The following is a 16,830-nucleotide window of genomic DNA, read 5'->3' as shown; positions in this document are numbered from 1 at the left end:
TGCTTTAAGGGGTGGTGCCTGTTCTGGGCATACGCTGTCACCTCATCTCCTTGTTGCTAAAAGCACACGCCTTCGCCTGCGCAATTTATGAAATTGACTAAATAGCCATATATTTTACCGCTTCGAAACATTTAGATACTAAATATTGAAAATGGTAATGGTTGCTATTATCATTCTTATTTTTACGTTTCAAGGATGTAAAGTGAATCTCAAAAAATGTTCCATCGTAGCGGGCAAGGTGGCTTATTTACCTCTTTTGTTAGCGCCTGCAGTGAGTTTTGCCGCTCAAGATGACGCCTATGAAGATACAATGGTGGTCACCGCATCAGGTATTGAACAGACCATAAAAAATGCGCCGGCAAGTGTTTCTGTCATCACAGCGGAAGAATTACAGTCGAATGTCGCCAAGTCAGCCACCGATCTGGCTGATATTCTGTCGCAAGCGGCGGGGGTATCGAAAGCAATCGGTAATGACGTCGGATCGGGAATTCAGATTCGTGGTATGCCTGCGGCCTATACGTTGCTTCTTGTTGATGGAAAGCGTGTCGGTTCCAGCAACGGTATTAAAACCACGCAGCAAAACTATTTTGATGACATTAACTGGATTCCTATTGAATCCATCGAACGTATCGAAATTGTCCGTGGCCCAATGTCCTCACTGTATGGGTCTGATGCGATGGGCGGCGTGGTTAACATCATAACGAAAAAAAACGTTAAAGAATGGAATGGCTCTTTAACGATGGGAACGGAAATACCACAGGAATCTAAGCATGGTGAAACCAACACTTATACCGCGGTGTTGGGAGGGCCTTTAGGTAATGGATTCTCGGTCAAGATGAACGGCTCCTGGAGCAAAAGAGCCGCAGATGAAAGTAACGCTGCCGATTTTGATAACAAAGGCAATGCGATCAATGGGCTCCGTTGGGGAAGAGGGCGGGAAGGTAAAAAACGTACTAATTTTGGTGCGGATTTAGCCTGGCAAATGAACGATAACCATCGGATGACAATCGGGTTCATGCGCGGTAAAGAGGAAGGGCTTGAGGGGACAGTCTCTGAGAATGGTCGTAAATATAGCGTTCCTCTACGTGGTATTAGTGAGCTGGAACGTAAAAATTACTCCTTCGACTATCAGGGGCTTCTCAATTTCGGCACCGTAAAATTCGCCGCCTATCAAAATAAATATGAGAACTTCTCAGAAGGTATTCCTGTTATATCCAATAACGCTATTTCGGGCGAGCGTAGTGGGATGCTATGGAGCAAGGACACCGTTGTTGAGGGGGACATCAATATTCCCTTCGATCTTTTACTTCCTCATAGTCTGACGCTGGGGGCACAGTGGAAAAAGGAAGAACTGGATAACCCATCGTCCATGGGGGCAGAACCTAGATCGGGTACGCTCGGGCAGACCTATGGAAAGGTTAAAAGCCAAGGACTGTTCTTGGAGGACCAGATTAGCCTGCTTGATGATCTCACCTTGACGCTAGGCCTGCGTTATGACGATACGGACTATGGTGAAGCGACGACGCCGCGCGCTTATCTGGTGTATCAACCTACGGACAGCTGGACTTTCAAAGGCGGCTATTCCGAAGGCTTCAAAGTCCCTACCATTCGGCAAGCTAGCTTATCATTTGTCGAGACATCCAGAGGCACATCCTGCCAGCCGTTTGACGGTTACCTCGGGAAGTCTACTCCTGAGCGAGAAAACATTGTTGACTGTTTCACCCGAGGCAACGCCAATCTTAAACCGGAGAAATCTCAGAATTGGGAAATCGGCGGGTTATATGATAATAGCGGCTGGCAGGTCGGTCTGACGTTCTTTGACAGCCGTTTCAAAGACAAGATCGCCACATCCGCTTTGGGGTATCTGTATGGTCAGACGGGTAATGACCCTGATGATATCTTCTGGCTGCAAAGAACTAATTTGGATACCGCGCGTACGCAAGGGATCGAGGCGACGCTGAATATTCCCCTTATTCAAGAAAGACAAGGGCCTTGGCTGAATAAGCTGACATTACGTAATAACTTTACGCGCATGACGAAAGCGGAAGACTCTTCGGGGAATAACCTGACGACCAGCTCCAAATTCACGAGTTACTCGTCGCTTGATTGGGACATCAATGAAAAGGCCACTGCCTCGCTGAATGCTCAGTATTATGGAAGAATGCTGGGGGGCTGTGATGTCGTTGGGAGAAATACAGGAACGGCAAGGATCTGCAATCCTTATATGATTTGGGGGCTAAATGGTCAATATAAAGCAACCAAGAATGTAAGACTCAATGCAGGTATCGACAATTTATTCGATAAAAATCCGACTAAGACTACCTCTTCCGGAGGGTACAGCTCCACAACCGGTAACAACTATTTCGTACCAGGACGAACCTTCTTTGGTTCTGTAACGGTTTCTTTCTAATCCGGTTAGCGCGCACTCCTTTGTGAGTGCGCGTTTCACATAGACGTCGTAGCCGATCGTTATTACCTTGCATCAACGTCTTCCATTCCAATCGGTTGGCGTCAACGCACAATCGCTTCCGGTTCGCTCAAGATTTGGCTGATAGCGCCAGTGTCGTTACCCCATCGCAGACCACCGCGGTGAGCATGACACCGATACCGAGCCTTTCCTCTGCTAAAGTGAAATTTATTCAATCAAGCCTTGAAAATGAGCAATCCCGCGCCCATTTTATTCAGTTATGGTGTGCAGAATGGTTGGAATGTGCGAGCAATTTACTTACCCCATGGATAATGTCGCACATAACATTTTCAATCGCGTTGGCTTAACTCATTTTATTCACACGCGTTTTATTACAGGCAGTACGCATAAAAACAGAGGAGAACCGGGTGCGCTGGTTACCGTTATTACTGATTTTTCTTTTGGCATACATCGAGATATCGCTATTTATTCAGGTAGCCGAGGTGCTTGGTGTCGCCATGACTTTATTACTGGTTGTTTTCACGTCTTGCGTGGGGGTCTCCCTGGTACGTAATCAGGGAATGAAGACACTGATTCAGATGCAGCAAAAAATGGCCGCGGGTGAAAGTCCAGCGGCGGAAATGGTAAAAAGCGTGTCATTGGTGCTGGCCGGTTTTCTGTTACTGATACCGGGTTTCCTGACGGATTTTCTCGGGCTACTGCTGTTGTTACCGCCAGTGCAAAAGAGGCTGACGCTCAAATTGATGCCCCATCTGCATATTTGGCGCTCTGGTTCAAGTGCGTCGCCTTCTGGTGGTAACACTTTTGAAGGAGAGTATCAGCGTAAGGATGGCAATAGTAGGAATATTGAGCACCAGAATGACCGTGAAGATCGCTGATGCCAGAGGTGAATCGAAATGCAGTAAATGGTTATCTCATTGATAATTATTGTTTTTTTATCATTCCTCAGTGAGGCGCTATCCCCTAACGCAAAAAAAGTGAATTTCCTCCCTTGAAGGGCAGAAAAACGCCCCCACTTAGAACACCACAAGGCCGGTTATGAACGCATAGTGGTTATGAACGCGTAACGGTTGTTATGTAGGCAGAAGCATTATGAGGGTGTAGTCGGCGTTTAACCTAAACCGATATGGACTTTCTCAAAGGAGAGCTATCAATGAATATTCGTCCATTGCATGACCGCGTGATCGTCAAGCGCAAAGAAGTCGAGTCAAAATCTGCTGGCGGTATCGTACTGACTGGTTCCGCTGCTGGTAAGTCTACCCGTGGTGAAGTTCTGGCCGTAGGTCATGGACGTATCTTGGAAAATGGCGAAGTCAAACCGCTGGATGTGAAAATTGGCGATATCGTTATTTTCAATGATGGCTATGGCGTCAAGGCAGAGAAGATCGATAACGAAGAAGTGTTGATCATGTCTGAGAGCGATATTCTGGCAATTGTTGAAGCGTAATTGCGCGTAATCATCTGAACTGAACGAATTTAAGGGAAATACACCATGGCAGCTAAAGACGTAAAATTCGGTAATGACGCTCGCGTAAAAATGCTGCGCGGCGTAAATGTACTTGCTGATGCAGTAAAAGTGACTTTGGGCCCTAAAGGCCGTAACGTTGTTTTGGATAAGTCCTTTGGCGCACCAACGATTACTAAAGACGGTGTATCTGTTGCGCGTGAAATCGAACTGGAAGATAAGTTTGAAAACATGGGCGCGCAGATGGTGAAAGAAGTTGCCTCAAAAGCGAATGATGCAGCAGGCGACGGCACCACGACCGCTACCGTATTGGCGCAGGCTATTATCACTGAAGGCCTCAAAGCTGTTGCTGCTGGCATGAACCCTATGGATCTGAAGCGCGGTATCGATAAAGCGGTAATCGCCGCTGTTGAAGAACTGAAAGCGCTGTCTGTGCCATGCTCTGACTCTAAAGCTATCGCTCAGGTTGGTACCATCTCTGCTAACTCCGACGAAACCGTAGGTAAGATGATTGCCGAAGCAATGGATAAAGTCGGTAAAGAAGGCGTCATTACGGTTGAGGAAGGTACAGGCCTGCAAGATGAACTGGATGTGGTTGAAGGTATGCAGTTTGACCGTGGCTACCTGTCACCCTACTTCATCAATAAGCCAGAAACCGGTGTCGTTGAACTGGAAACACCGTTCATTCTGCTGGCTGACAAGAAAATCTCTAATATCCGCGAAATGCTGCCAGTATTGGAAGCCGTAGCGAAAGCCGGTAAACCACTGGTTATCATTGCTGAAGATGTTGAAGGCGAAGCGCTGGCGACGCTGGTGGTTAACACCATGCGCGGTATTGTGAAAGTTGCTGCGGTGAAAGCGCCGGGCTTCGGCGATCGTCGTAAAGCGATGCTGCAAGATATCGCCACGCTGACAGGGGGTACCGTTATCTCTGAAGAGATCGGCCTGGAGCTGGAAAAAACCACGCTGGAAGACCTGGGTCAGGCAAAACGCGTTGTGATCAACAAAGACACGACTACCATCATTGATGGTATGGGCGAAGAAGCCGCGATTCAGGGGCGTGTAGCTCAGATCCGTCAGCAGGTTGAAGAAGCCACCTCCGATTACGACCGCGAAAAACTGCAAGAGCGTGTTGCTAAACTGGCTGGCGGTGTTGCTGTCATCAAAGTTGGCGCAGCAACTGAAGTTGAAATGAAAGAGAAAAAAGCACGCGTTGAAGACGCTCTGGCCGCGACCCGCGCCGCAGTGGAAGAAGGTGTGGTTGCTGGTGGTGGCGTGGCGCTGGTTCGCGTGGCGGCCAAATTGGCTTCTCTGTCTGGTCAGAACGAAGAGCAGAATGTGGGCATCAAGGTTGCGCTGCGCGCAATGGAAGCACCGCTGCGTCAAATCGTTTCTAACGCAGGCGAAGAACCGTCAGTGGTTGCTAACAAGGTTAAGGCTGGCGAAGGTAACTACGGTTACAACGCGGCAACCGAAGAATACGGCAACATGCTTGACTTCGGTATCCTGGATCCAACCAAAGTAACGCGTTCTGCATTGCAATTCGCCGCTTCCGTTGCGGGTCTGATGATCACCACAGAATGTATGGTAACCGACCTGCCGAAAAGCGATGCGCCTGACTTAGGTGCTGCTGGCGGCATGGGCGGTATGGGTGGAATGGGCGGCATGATGTAATGCGACGAGAGTCGCGTAGGTAGCTAGCCTAGCGGGCTACGTCGATAGTGAACACTAACTTCGGTTGTGTTCACTATATCCCGCATTAAGTAGCATAAATGTAATAAATGTCCGATGTTCCGGACTTTAAATGCCTCCGGAACATCGGCGCTTCGCTTAGCGAAGCCCTAACTTCCGGATATGGCTTTAAAGTCAGAGTTCCTTAAAACTTACAAATGTATTAACTGTTATAACTATTTGAAATTTATCAAATATATTAACTTTTATAACTATTGTAACGTCTCAATAGATTCACGCTGAAGCAAGTTGCTGTTATGACTTGTGATGTAGCGGGGAAAACATCGTCTTTATTAATGTTATGTACGCTAGCACCTACCGGTGTGAAGCTGTACGCATGATTGTCTGACTGTATTGCTGTTTGATACAGAGCCAGACCTGTTATGTAACTAGCAGTAGCCTAGGAGCAGCGCGTCGCCAGTAATGGTGAGGTGTGAGAGCGCTCTGACAATGTACTCCCCGATGTTTGGGTGCTGTTTTATCGTGAGATAAGCAGTGGATTTTGCCAGTAGCAGGCAAATGAGAGGCTAGGCTGGATCATAGGGTTAACGTTAAGTGAACTGTCCGTAAGCACCGTCAGCCGCAAGCAGCAAAAGCTACTGATATGCTGTGACCAAAAGGTACAAGGTCGGTTATTCCTTTTACATCTGGGAATACGTTACCAACAGACCTTCGGTGTATAGGCAGAACCTAAGTGATTCGTGTCATGGGTACGGAACTCGGTAAGCCCGTATCTTCGCCACAATGTGGCAGGTGAGTCGCAAGACAAGCTGTTGAGGGTGCGGGTAGAGGAGGTTGGAGAAAGCGAATGCCATTCTGTAATGGAATGGATAGGGGGTTAAAGGTTCCTCCACCGGAAACGGGGCAGACTTCCGACTGGTCTTTAATTGTGTGCAGTACTGTAAAGCAATCTAACGTGGCAGAAAGCTGGCTAAGGTGGTTCATACCCACCCTAACCAGACCCTTGCGGGAGCATAAGATAACTCCCGTAAGGGGGTTGTCCGTCTGCTATTCGCTCGGGGCTTTCTAACCAAAGCACTGAGGAGGGTAGCAAGTTGAGTACGTTAATAAAAGTACCTGCGCTTTCCGGCAGGGCGGAAAATTGGCACCAGATTAACTGGCGTCAGGTACACCGTCAGGTCAGAGGGCTACAGATACGAATCGCAAAGGCAACGGAGCAGAAGCGCTGGCGTAGAGTGAAAGTCCTGCAAAGGATGCTGACGCGCTCGTTTGCAGCTAAAGCACTGGCTGTCAGGCGAGTTACCGAAAATCGAGGCAAAAAGACAGCCGGAGTGGATCGCCAGTTGTGGAACACTCCTGGAAGTAAGTGGCAGGCGATCGACCAGCTAAAACGGATGGGTTACAAACCGTCTCCGTTAAGGCGTATTTACATTCCTAAGAGCAACAGCAAACGTCGTCCTCTGGGCATACCGACGATGAAGGACAGAGCGATGCAGTCATTATATCTGCTGGCACTTGACCCCATCTCGGAAACTACGGCAGATCGCAACAGCTATGGATTCCGTCCGGCACGTTCGGTGGCAGATGCGATTGAGCAGTGTTTCGTTAATCTCAGTCGTAAAAGCTCTGCTGAATGGGTACTGGAAGGCGATATAAAAGGGTGTTTTGACAATATCAGCCATAACTGGTTACTTGCCAACATTCCGTTGGATAAACAGGTACTCGGGAAATGGCTTAAAGCGGGATTCATGGAGTCCGGTCGGTTACACCCAACGGAGGCTGGTACACCACAGGGAGGTATTATTTCCCCTGTACTGGCTAATATGGCACTGGATGGGCTGGAAGCGGTGTTAGAAACCCATTTTGGGAAGAAAAACACCAAAGCTAGTTACAAAACCAAGGTCAATTATGTGCGCTATGCAGATGATTTCATCATCACTGGCATCTCTCAGGAGTTGCTGGAAAATGAAGTCAAACCCCTTGTCGAGGCCTTTATGGCGGAGCGAGGGCTGCAATTATCACCCGAAAAAACAGTGATAACGCATATCTCCGGAGGGTTTGATTTTCTGGGGCAGAACGTGCGCAAGTACCATGGCAAAATGCTGATAAAGCCTGCTGCTAAGGGATTGCGTAACCACCTTCAGAAAGTCCGGCAAATAGTGAAACGCAATGCGGCATCAAAACAAGGGGATTTGATAAGGCAACTTAATCCGGTACTTCGGGGTTGGGCAAATTATCATCGTCATATTGTCGCCAAAGAGACGTTTAGCTATATCGACTATCGCGTCTGGAAGTTGCTCTGGCGCTGGTCATGCCGTCGGCACGGTAATCGCAACAAATACTGGGTGAAACATAAGTATTTTCACTCTGTAGGTCGCGAAAACTGGGTATTCCAGAGTGTCGATGCGGATAGATGCGGATAACGGCCTGCAAAGGCTGTTCTCCTGCAAAGATATCCCTATAAAACGCCACATTAAAATCAGGTCTGAGGCTAATCCATACGATCCGGTTGACGAGTTGTACTTCGAACAGCGGCAGGTTAAGCGTTGGAAAGAAGGTAAAATGCAGCGTGGAAAACTGAGATTAATTTGGGAGCGACAGGGCCATCGATGTCCGGTCTGCCACCAGATATTCAGAGATAATGATGATTGGGATATCCATCACATTATCAGACGAGTAGACGGCGGCGGTGATGAAATCGATAACTTAATGATGTTGCATCCTAACTGTCATCGGTTGGTGCACAGTAATTGATAGTAAATAGGATGTTTATTATGATGAGCATTCAACCCTTTACGGGAAATTCAAGGAGGTGTATTTTGACCAAACTTTTGAATTTCCCCAAATTGCACTTGGCGTAGGCGCGCTGAGGCTTGGTCGAGAGGGGAGAATACGAGAGCTAGCAGGAAAAGGTTGCCCAGAGGGCTGGCAAAGAAGAGAGTGATTCAAATCTTAGCTCAATCCTTTACCTTGAGCGCCTACTCAAGGTTAGACTGTGATGGAGTTGGAGTAAGACCAAGATAGCGTATTCCCCGCGTATGCGGGGACTAGCGTGAATGCAAAATCTTCGCTCCGCTCTCACCTCTATCAACATAGGATAGTTGTTAGATTCATCATATAGACTCGCGTTACTGGCACTAGCTAACTCTAACGTTGTCGGCCCAAACAATAGTGCGGGCTTATAAAGGCTTGAGCCGTATGCGGGGAAACTTGCATGTACGGTTCTTAGGGGGCGGCGGCGCAGTAATGCGCCGCTGCTACCCGACATGTGATGCGGTGGTCGCCGGAAGAGACTTCCGGCGATGAGCATCAGGTTACAAAAGCGCGTCTTTCTACACGCTAAAAAGCACCATTTGGTTACGATGCCAAATGGTGCTTTTTTATGCGCGCTACTCTCCTGATTGATGTCATAAGTGCTTGTTGTACTCTGAAATTTGCCTATTCTCTGCCTGGTTGTGTACCTGATTCGGAGTATAACCATCCTTGTCGTCATTGCCGTATCTCCAAGTACCTTATTGAAATAGGGTTACATCGGGGATGAATTGGCGTGTACATGTTTTCAGGGCAGGATTCTGCGCTACAATAGGAGCGCTTACTTTATTTACGAATGCTTCATCGTGATGATGGGGCAATCCAGTTCGGAGCAGGGGCTATGTCTGGCGATGCGGCTAAGTTATTGCGCACCATTACCTGGCGTACTGAACGTTCTTCGGTTATGCCCGTGCATATTGGCGACTGGATGATGGAAACGCAATCCATGACGCAGCGGCTTAAACATTATTGTACCCAATTGAAGGTAGTACTTTGCCATGAAGGGTTCATCACGCCGCAAGCGCTGGGGGAAGAGGGCGAGCAACTCCCCCCTGATGAGCGTTATTGGCTACGCGAAGTCGTGCTGTATGGCGACGGCCGCCCTTGGCTATTTGGCCGCAGTATTGTTCCGCAACGAACGCTTAACGCGACGGATTCGGCACTCATGAAAATTGGCGCTGAGCCACTGGGTCGTTATCTATTTGCACAGGAATCGCTAACGCGTGACTATATTCACATCGGATGCGGTGAAGGCGTGTGGGCGCGACGTTCCCGACTGTGTCTTTCCGGTTATCCATTACTGTTGACTGAGCTTTTCTTACCGGAATCGCCGGTATACATCAACCAGTAATGAAGATTAGCAGGCAATTTGAGGAGATGAATCCTTGGAAACAAGTGTGACAACAGGGAAATGGCTGGCCTATTGCCGCTTAATGCGAATTGATAAACCGGTAGGTTCTCTGTTGCTATTATGGCCAACGCTATGGGCGTTATGGCTGGCAGGGAGGGGCGCGCCGGCGCCATGGACACTATTTGTTTTTGTCGCTGGCGTTTTCTTAATGCGTGCGGCAGGGTGTGTCATTAATGATTATGCCGATCGTCATTTTGACGGCCATGTAAAACGCACGGCCTCTCGTCCGCTACCCAGTGGTGAAGTGAGTGAGCAAGCGGCTAAAGTATTGTTTGTCGCGCTGGTCTTGCTGGCATTTGGTTTGGTGCTAACGCTGAACAAGATGACGATCTTGCTGTCCGTGGCGGGGTTAATCCTGGCTTGGGTCTATCCGTTTATGAAACGGATCAGCCATCTTCCCCAGTTTGTACTGGGTGCCGCGTTTGGTTGGTCAATTCCTATGGCGTATGCCGCCGTCAGCGAAAGCCTTCCGGCAACTTGCTGGATGTTGTTTTTAGCATATATCTGTTGGACGGTCGCTTACGATACGCAATATGCGATGGTGGATCGTGATGACGATCTCAAGATTGGCGTAAAGTCTACGGCGATATTGTTTGGTCGTTTTGACAATATCATCATTGGTGGATTGCAGTTAGCCATGTTGATAATACTGTTGATTTTAGGAAACGTTGTTGGATTAGGCAAGACGTACTACATTGCTTTATTGGCCGCGGCTGGCATGTTTGTTTATCAGCAAAGACTCACGGCCGGGCGCGAGCGCGACGCCTGTTTTAAGGCGTTCCATAATAATAAATATGCCGGGATGGTCATATTTATTGGTGTGCTGTTGGGGCTGTAAGGCGTCTCGGCAGGGATAAAAAACAGCGAGCAATCGCTGTTTTTTGTCATGTAACCCGTGAGTTTATTCTGCGAAATGCCCATCTTGATAGCGATGTGTCATTCGCTATTTCACGGTTTCTCACGGGCTACTTTCCATAGCGCCGCCTACTGTCTAATTCTCGACGTCTATTTCAGAGGCGATACTGGCGCTTTCGATCGTCAGCCTCACTTCCGGGGTGATGAGATCGCTGAGGATAGTGTAGAGCGCGACGATATCATTTTGCACCGTTTCCACGCTATCAGTGATATACCCTTCTGTGCGTAAAGTGGCGACCAATGTTGAGAACACCGCCTTATCGAAAAATTCGGGCGCGTTGATGCCGTGCAGTACGGACAGGCGCTGCGCCATGTTGCGGCTTTCCTTCTCCAGCGCGCCACGGCTAATGTCTGGATTTGCGCATAACAGAGACAAGGTAATCGCATAGCGTTGTAACGTCTCTCGCACGCCTGCCGAGAGGAGTTGCAAGGTACGAATACGCGATGGATTAATCGTAAGTTCGCCGTCAAGACGGCACAGCAACTGCTGTCTCACCAGTTCGTTAGCCAACATTTCCAGTACATCCGGTAAGCGTTCCCGAGAATAATGTAGGAACAATTCAGATTGCAGGAGCGGATAGATCAACGTAATTTGTCGAACCGCTTCGGCAGGCGTAATCCGGCGATGGTGCATGACGATACTGGCAAGTAACGACGGCAAGACCAATAGGTGCTGAATGTTATTGCGATAGTATGTCATTAGAACCGCCTGCTCACGCGGTAGAATGATAATATCGCCAACGCTATCCTTCTCAACTTCGAATTTGCCCAGACTTAGCGCGTGTTCCAATAATTCATCCGCTGTTTTTTGGGGGACGGTAATATCTTCATGATAAGGAACTTGACGTAAGAGTTGCAGGTAGCACTCTAGTTGTTCGCGCATTTGTTCGCGCGTCAATGAACGCTGGCGCGATGCCAATAACGCGGTAGAACACAGGTTCATCGCGTTTGCCGCTGCAGAATTATTAATGCGTGCCATGACATCCATCGCAATATTCTGCACCGTCGGTGTCAACCAATTTGGCCGTGGCGTTTCGATCGGGTCAATAGCCTCACGCCACTGCGGCACATGTTGGTTTAGATAGCTCATCAACGGCAACGGTTCGCCGAAATTCACGTATCCCAGGCCGAGGTTACGCAGTTTGCGCAAACCGCGTACCATTTGCATAAAGCCTTCTTTTTCCTTCACCGCGCCGCGGAGCTCTTTCGCATAAGTACCGACCTCCATCACATGCTCGTAGCCGACATAAATCGGTACCAGCGTGATAGGCCGCGTACCGCCTCTAAGCATCGCCTGAATGGTCATCGCCAAGGTTCCGGTCTTGGGCTCCAGCAGGCGCCCCGTACGCGAGCGCCCGCCCTCCATGAAATATTCAACGGAATAGCCGCGGGCAAATAACTCCCCCAGATATTCGCGAAAAATGGTTGAATACAGTTTGTTGCCTTTAAAGGTTCGCCGAATGAAAAACGCACCAAGACGGCGGAATATCGGCCCCGCTGGCCAGAAGTTAAGATTGATTCCCGCGGCGATGTGCGGCGGCACCAGCCCCTGGTGATACAAGACATAAGACAGGAGCAGGTAGTCCATATGACTACGGTGACAAGGCACATAAACGATGCCGTGACCATCCTCTGCCAGTTGGCGAACACGCTCAGCGTTATGAACATTGATCCCCTGATAAAGGCGGTTCCATGTCCAACTTAATACGCGATCCGACAGACGCACCGCCTCGTAGGAAAAGTTGGCGGCGATCTCTTCCAGTAATTCAATGGCATTCTGTTGCGCTTTTTCATGAGAGATCTTCTTACTGCGTGCTTCGTCCTCGATGGCTTTCTTGATCGCTTTGGAGCCCAACAGTTTGTTAAACAGCTCCTGACGCACCGGCAAGCGCGGGCCAACAGCCGCCAAACGTTGGCGAGAGAAGTGCATACGTGCGACACGCGCCAGTTTGTGGGCTATCGTCTTATCGGTGCCATGCTCGGTCGCCATATAGCGCAGAGACACCGGGCTGGAGAAGCGGACAAAACTGTCACGACCTAGCCACAGGACGGCGAAAAATTTCTCAATGCCATTAAGTAACCGTAAATGAGGTGTTGATTGAGCGTGGCCTTCGCGTCCTGGAGAACGCCCAAACATGACGGAAACGGGAACCATCTGTACATCCAGATCTGGATTGGCACGATGCAAATCCAGATAGTCGTGGAACAGCTTGACGGATTCCTGTTTGGGAACGTAATAGTGAAAGACGCGTGGGCCGTCATTGATAAAAACGTAACTAGGGAGTTCGATGCCGTTAAAGTCGAATGATTGCAAAGGGTCGGGTAACCCCAATGCCAGACATTTCGCCTGTAGCGTCAACAGATCCGCCTGAGAGTTGTAGGGCAGAACATAGAGTATGGGACGTGAAGGATCTAACCCCAACTCAGCCACGGGATCTGCAGGAATTACTTTGCTTTTCACCAGCAGTTTCAGCGGGAAACTCAATAGCTTGTAGTAAATTTTACGCCAGCCTGACATAACAACTTGGAGCCTCTTGTTAGCGATGCGCGGCAAGGATACCAGAAACTGCGCCGGAGATCTGTGGTGATGAGACAACACCAGCGCGTTAAAATGCGAACTATTTTATATAAAAAGTGGAGGATAAATGAATAAAGCGACGGGAGTAACCCGGATTATTAAGGCGACTGGTTATTCCCTTAATGGGCTGAAACAGGCGTGGCGGCACGAAGCGGCATTTCGTCAGGAAACTCTACTGACGAGTGTCGGCATCATCGTTGCGTGTTTATTGCCCGTTACGCTAGTCGAAAAACTATTACTGATTGGATCTGTCGTCTTGATTATGCTCTTCGAGTTAGCCAATAGTGCCATTGAAGCGGTTGTCGATCGCATTGGCTGCGAACACCATGAATTATCGGGTCGAGCTAAAGATATGGGCTCCGCGGCCGTTTTCATCGCTTTCCTGTTTGCTGCTGTTGTCTGGGGAGGCATTCTCTGGCAGTGTTTTGCCTGACGTTACGCATAAGCAAATAAAAGTCAGGGCTTTGCCTACATCGGCATTCCCAATGTTGACTTACCTGTATATACTCACGGAAAGACTGTATAAACAACCAGGGGGCGGGATGAAAGTATTAACGGCAAGGCAGCAGCAGGTGTATGACTTAATCCGCGATCATATTGCGCAGACTGGAATGCCGCCAACGCGTGCGGAAATTGCTCAACAATTGGGGTTCCGCTCACCCAATGCGGCGGAAGAGCACCTAAAGGCATTGGCGCGTAAAGGCGTAATTGAAATTGTCTCAGGCGCTTCGCGTGGCATTCGCCTTCTGATGGAAGAAGAGACGGGGATCCCCTTGGTGGGGCGCGTCGCCGCAGGTGAGCCGCTGCTCGCGCAGGAACATATCGAATGTCATTATCAGGTCGATCCTGCAATGTTCAAACCCAGCGCTGATTTTTTGCTGCGAGTAAGCGGCATGTCGATGAAAAATATTGGCATTATGGATGGCGATTTACTCGCTGTGCACAAAACCGAAGATGTTCGCAACGGGCAAATCGTTGTCGCACGTATCGAAGATGAAGTGACGGTAAAACGCCTGAAGAAACAAGGTAATACGGTGTATTTGCTCGCTGAGAATGAAGAGTTTGCCCCCATTGTTGTCGATCTGCGCCAGCAAAATTTTTCGGTAGAAGGCTTAGCGGTTGGCATCATTCGTAACAGCGACTGGAGCTAACAGTTTGTGGCTACGCACGGCTAGTGGCTGGAAGTTGCGTCTTTAGGCATTAACGTTTTTTTATCGGCACGCTATGGTCATGATCGCAATGATCCGGCTGTTTGCATGATGCTATTTCCTGGCAGTCGCTGCATAGCCCGTGTGCTTCCACAACGCTGTGACGCAGCGTAAATCCTGACTGTTGCGCCAAATTGCGTAGCGTTTCCTCCACCCCTTCGGTTTGACGTTCTGTCACCTGCCCACAGCGATCGCAGATGAAGAGGGCGGAGGTATGGCTTTGGTCTTCGATATGGTGACACAGTACGTAACTGTTGTTGGATTCGACTCGATGAATGAAGCCCTGCTCCAGCAGAAAATCCAGCGCACGATAGACCGTCGGCGGTTTGGCCTGAGGCTCGGAAACCCGCAGCAGATCGAGCAGATCATATGCGCTGATCGCGCCGGGTTGTTGGGCCATAAGGCGTAAAACTTCTAACCGCTGGGGCGTGAGACGCACAGCGCGTTGCTGACAAATTTGTTCAGCCTGGGCAAGCAGTTTGTCCTGTTGGGTTGAATTCATTGCCATATCACCCTGACGCATTGAGAATTAAGGCGGATATCTTATCACGATTGCGTAAAAACGCCGAACTGGCGGCATTATCCTGCGATAATAGCGTTATACCACCAGATCGATAAGCAAGGCTCGTACCGGCGATCCAGCCCGTAGCGTCAGTGACGGTTCTTGTTTAATAAATGCGCCGTCTCCACAGTGTAAGACCTCGCTGTTATGGTCGCCCTTTACTATCATTGAACCACGGATCAGCTGCAGGTAGGCCTGGTTGCCCTGTAGGGTGATTGCGCTTTGCGCATCTTGCTGGAGATCGACATGATGGACCCAAACTTGCTGTCGCAGTTGCAGGCTCTGATCTTCACCTTCGGGCGAAGCAAGCAGCGTGTGACTTGATGAATTTAATGCCATACGCTGTAGCGGGCTGTTTTCCCGCGTCTGGCAAGCGTTCAGCCATAATTGCAGGCGAGTCAACGGAGCACTGGCGCTGGGGTTGTGTTCGCTATAACTGACGTTTGGCTGAGTGGCGAGCAACAATACCTCTCCAGCTTTAGCGTGAACATGTGCGCCGTTGCTGTCGCGATATTCGGCCTCACCCTGCAGAATAATATTCAGGATATCTACCCGTGGGTAGCTCCGTGGCTGGAACGATGCCCCCGGCGCTAGCACTTCCTGATTAAGCACGCGTAGAGAAGCATAGCCCAGCAACTGTGGATCAAAATAGTGACCGAAAGAGAAGGTATAGCGCGCCTGCAACCAGCCATAGTCGGCCTGACCGCATTGTCCTACCGCTCTTCGTGTGATCATAACCGTAATCCTCGGATAATTATTTATTAAACCGATAGTAATTGTGTGGACGTTGGATTGTTAGCTAGTTAATCTGGTGGGTATATTCAAAATTCCTGAATGAGAAAACGATGGCGAGAGAACGAGCACTGACGCTGGAAGCCTTGAGGGTGATGGATGCGATCGATCGCCGCGGCAGTTTTGCGGCGGCCGCTGACGAACTGGGCAGGGTGCCCTCCGCGCTGAGCTATACCATGCAAAAACTGGAAGAAGAGTTAGATGTGGTGTTGTTCGATCGTTCCGGGCATCGCACCAAATTCACTAACGTCGGGCGTATGCTGCTGGAGCGCGGTCGTATATTGCTGGAGGCGGCAGATAAACTGACCGCGGATGCGGAAGCACTGGCGCGCGGTTGGGAAACGCACCTGACGATTGTGACGGAAGCGCTGATTCCTACCCAGCGGCTTTTTCCCTTAATCGATAAACTGGCGCTCAAGGCGAACACGCAGGTATCGATTCTGACGGAAGTGCTGGCAGGCGCGTGGGAACGCCTTGAACAAGGGCGTGCCGATATCGTTATCGCGCCGGATATGCACTTTCGCGCGTCATCAGAAATGAATACTCGCAAACTGTACACAACGAATAATGTTTATGTCGCCAGCCCGGATCATCCTATCCATCAGGAGCCTGAGCCGCTGTCAGATGCAACTCGGGTAAAGTACCGTGGGATTGCCGTCGCCGATACCGCACGCGAACGCCCGGTGCTTACCGTGCAACTGCTTGATAAGCAGCAGCGTCTGACGGTGAGTTCGCTGGAGGATAAGCGTCTTGCGTTACTCGCAGGATTAGGCGTCGCCACGATGCCTTACCCCATGGTGGAGGAGGATATTGCCGAAGGGCGTTTACGGGTGGTTGGGCCGGAGTATCACATAGAAAGCCAGATAATTATGGCGTGGCGACGGGACAGCATGGGTGAGGCAAAATCCTGGTTCCTGCGCGAAATTCCAAAATTGCTGAACAAACCCTAGTGTTGTCGAGCCTCAAGT

At 49.6% G+C, this 16,830-nt stretch carries 12 protein-coding genes and 1 pseudogene; 10 read left to right on the top strand and 3 right to left on the bottom strand.

Features of this window, described 5'->3' with window-relative positions; genetic code table 11:
- Positions 1-157 precede the first annotated feature (157 nt).
- The 7 genes and pseudogenes from RFN81_RS16195 to ubiA all read left to right on the top strand — a co-directional run bounded on the left by RFN81_RS16195 (position 158) and on the right by ubiA (position 10,645).
- The gene (locus RFN81_RS16195; protein WP_264496805.1) at positions 158-2,410 is read left to right on the top strand and encodes a TonB-dependent receptor domain-containing protein; all 2,253 of its coding nucleotides are present in this window, start codon (positions 158-160) and stop codon (positions 2,408-2,410) included.
- A gap of 425 nt (positions 2,411-2,835) precedes the next feature.
- The gene (locus tag RFN81_RS16190; protein ID WP_264496804.1) at positions 2,836-3,306 is read left to right on the top strand and encodes an FxsA family protein; all 471 of its coding nucleotides are present in this window, start codon (positions 2,836-2,838) and stop codon (positions 3,304-3,306) included.
- 275 nt (positions 3,307-3,581) lie between these two features.
- Positions 3,582-3,875: a co-chaperone GroES gene (locus RFN81_RS16185; protein WP_039279307.1), complete on the top strand. Its 294-nt coding sequence runs from the start codon at positions 3,582-3,584 to the stop codon at positions 3,873-3,875.
- 45 nt (positions 3,876-3,920) lie between these two features.
- Positions 3,921-5,567, top strand: coding sequence for a chaperonin GroEL (gene groL / locus RFN81_RS16180; RefSeq protein ID WP_264496803.1), 1,647 nt, complete (start codon positions 3,921-3,923; stop codon positions 5,565-5,567).
- A 1,112-nt stretch (positions 5,568-6,679) separates the two neighbouring features.
- A pseudogene (gene ltrA / locus RFN81_RS16175) lies at positions 6,680-8,339 on the top strand (group II intron reverse transcriptase/maturase).
- 898 nt (positions 8,340-9,237) lie between these two features.
- The gene (ubiC, locus tag RFN81_RS16170) at positions 9,238-9,747 is read left to right on the top strand and encodes a chorismate lyase (protein WP_264496802.1); all 510 of its coding nucleotides are present in this window, start codon (positions 9,238-9,240) and stop codon (positions 9,745-9,747) included.
- 34 nt (positions 9,748-9,781) lie between these two features.
- Positions 9,782-10,645, top strand: coding sequence for a 4-hydroxybenzoate octaprenyltransferase (gene ubiA / locus RFN81_RS16165; protein ID WP_264496801.1), 864 nt, complete (start codon positions 9,782-9,784; stop codon positions 10,643-10,645).
- A 153-nt stretch (positions 10,646-10,798) separates the two neighbouring features.
- Here ubiA and plsB read toward each other — a convergent pair whose 3' ends face one another.
- Positions 10,799-13,240, bottom strand: coding sequence for a glycerol-3-phosphate 1-O-acyltransferase PlsB (gene plsB / locus RFN81_RS16160; protein ID WP_264496800.1), 2,442 nt, complete (start codon positions 13,238-13,240; stop codon positions 10,799-10,801).
- A 127-nt stretch (positions 13,241-13,367) separates the two neighbouring features.
- On the opposite strand from plsB, the gene RFN81_RS16155 reads away from it, so the two are divergent.
- The gene (locus RFN81_RS16155) at positions 13,368-13,733 is read left to right on the top strand and encodes a diacylglycerol kinase (RefSeq protein ID WP_264496799.1); all 366 of its coding nucleotides are present in this window, start codon (positions 13,368-13,370) and stop codon (positions 13,731-13,733) included.
- A gap of 109 nt (positions 13,734-13,842) precedes the next feature.
- On the top strand, positions 13,843-14,451 hold the full coding sequence (lexA, locus tag RFN81_RS16150; RefSeq protein ID WP_264496798.1) for a transcriptional repressor LexA: 609 nt from the start codon (positions 13,843-13,845) through the stop codon (positions 14,449-14,451).
- A gap of 49 nt (positions 14,452-14,500) precedes the next feature.
- On the opposite strand, the gene zur is transcribed toward lexA, so the two are convergent.
- Together zur and RFN81_RS16140 are read right to left on the bottom strand one after the other, a co-directional pair.
- On the bottom strand, positions 14,501-15,010 hold the full coding sequence (zur, locus tag RFN81_RS16145) for a zinc uptake transcriptional repressor Zur (RefSeq protein WP_264496797.1): 510 nt from the start codon (positions 15,008-15,010) through the stop codon (positions 14,501-14,503).
- A 96-nt stretch (positions 15,011-15,106) separates the two neighbouring features.
- Entirely contained in the window at positions 15,107-15,805 is a 699-nt protein-coding gene (locus tag RFN81_RS16140) for a pirin family protein (RefSeq protein WP_264496796.1), read from the bottom strand.
- Positions 15,806-15,915: 110 nt separating this feature from the next.
- On the opposite strand from RFN81_RS16140, the gene RFN81_RS16135 reads away from it, so the two are divergent.
- Positions 15,916-16,812 carry a LysR family transcriptional regulator gene (locus RFN81_RS16135; RefSeq protein ID WP_264496795.1) on the top strand — a complete coding sequence of 299 codons (897 nt, stop codon included), beginning with the start codon at positions 15,916-15,918 and terminating at the stop codon, positions 16,810-16,812.
- The last annotated feature ends 18 nt before the right edge of the window (positions 16,813-16,830 follow it).

The organism is Pectobacterium cacticida, from assembly GCF_036885195.1.
Lineage (GTDB): Bacteria > Pseudomonadota > Gammaproteobacteria > Enterobacterales > Enterobacteriaceae > Pectobacterium > Pectobacterium cacticida.
The sequence above is the reverse complement of the archived record's forward strand: the minus strand, read 5'-3'. Positions and strand labels throughout refer to the sequence as shown.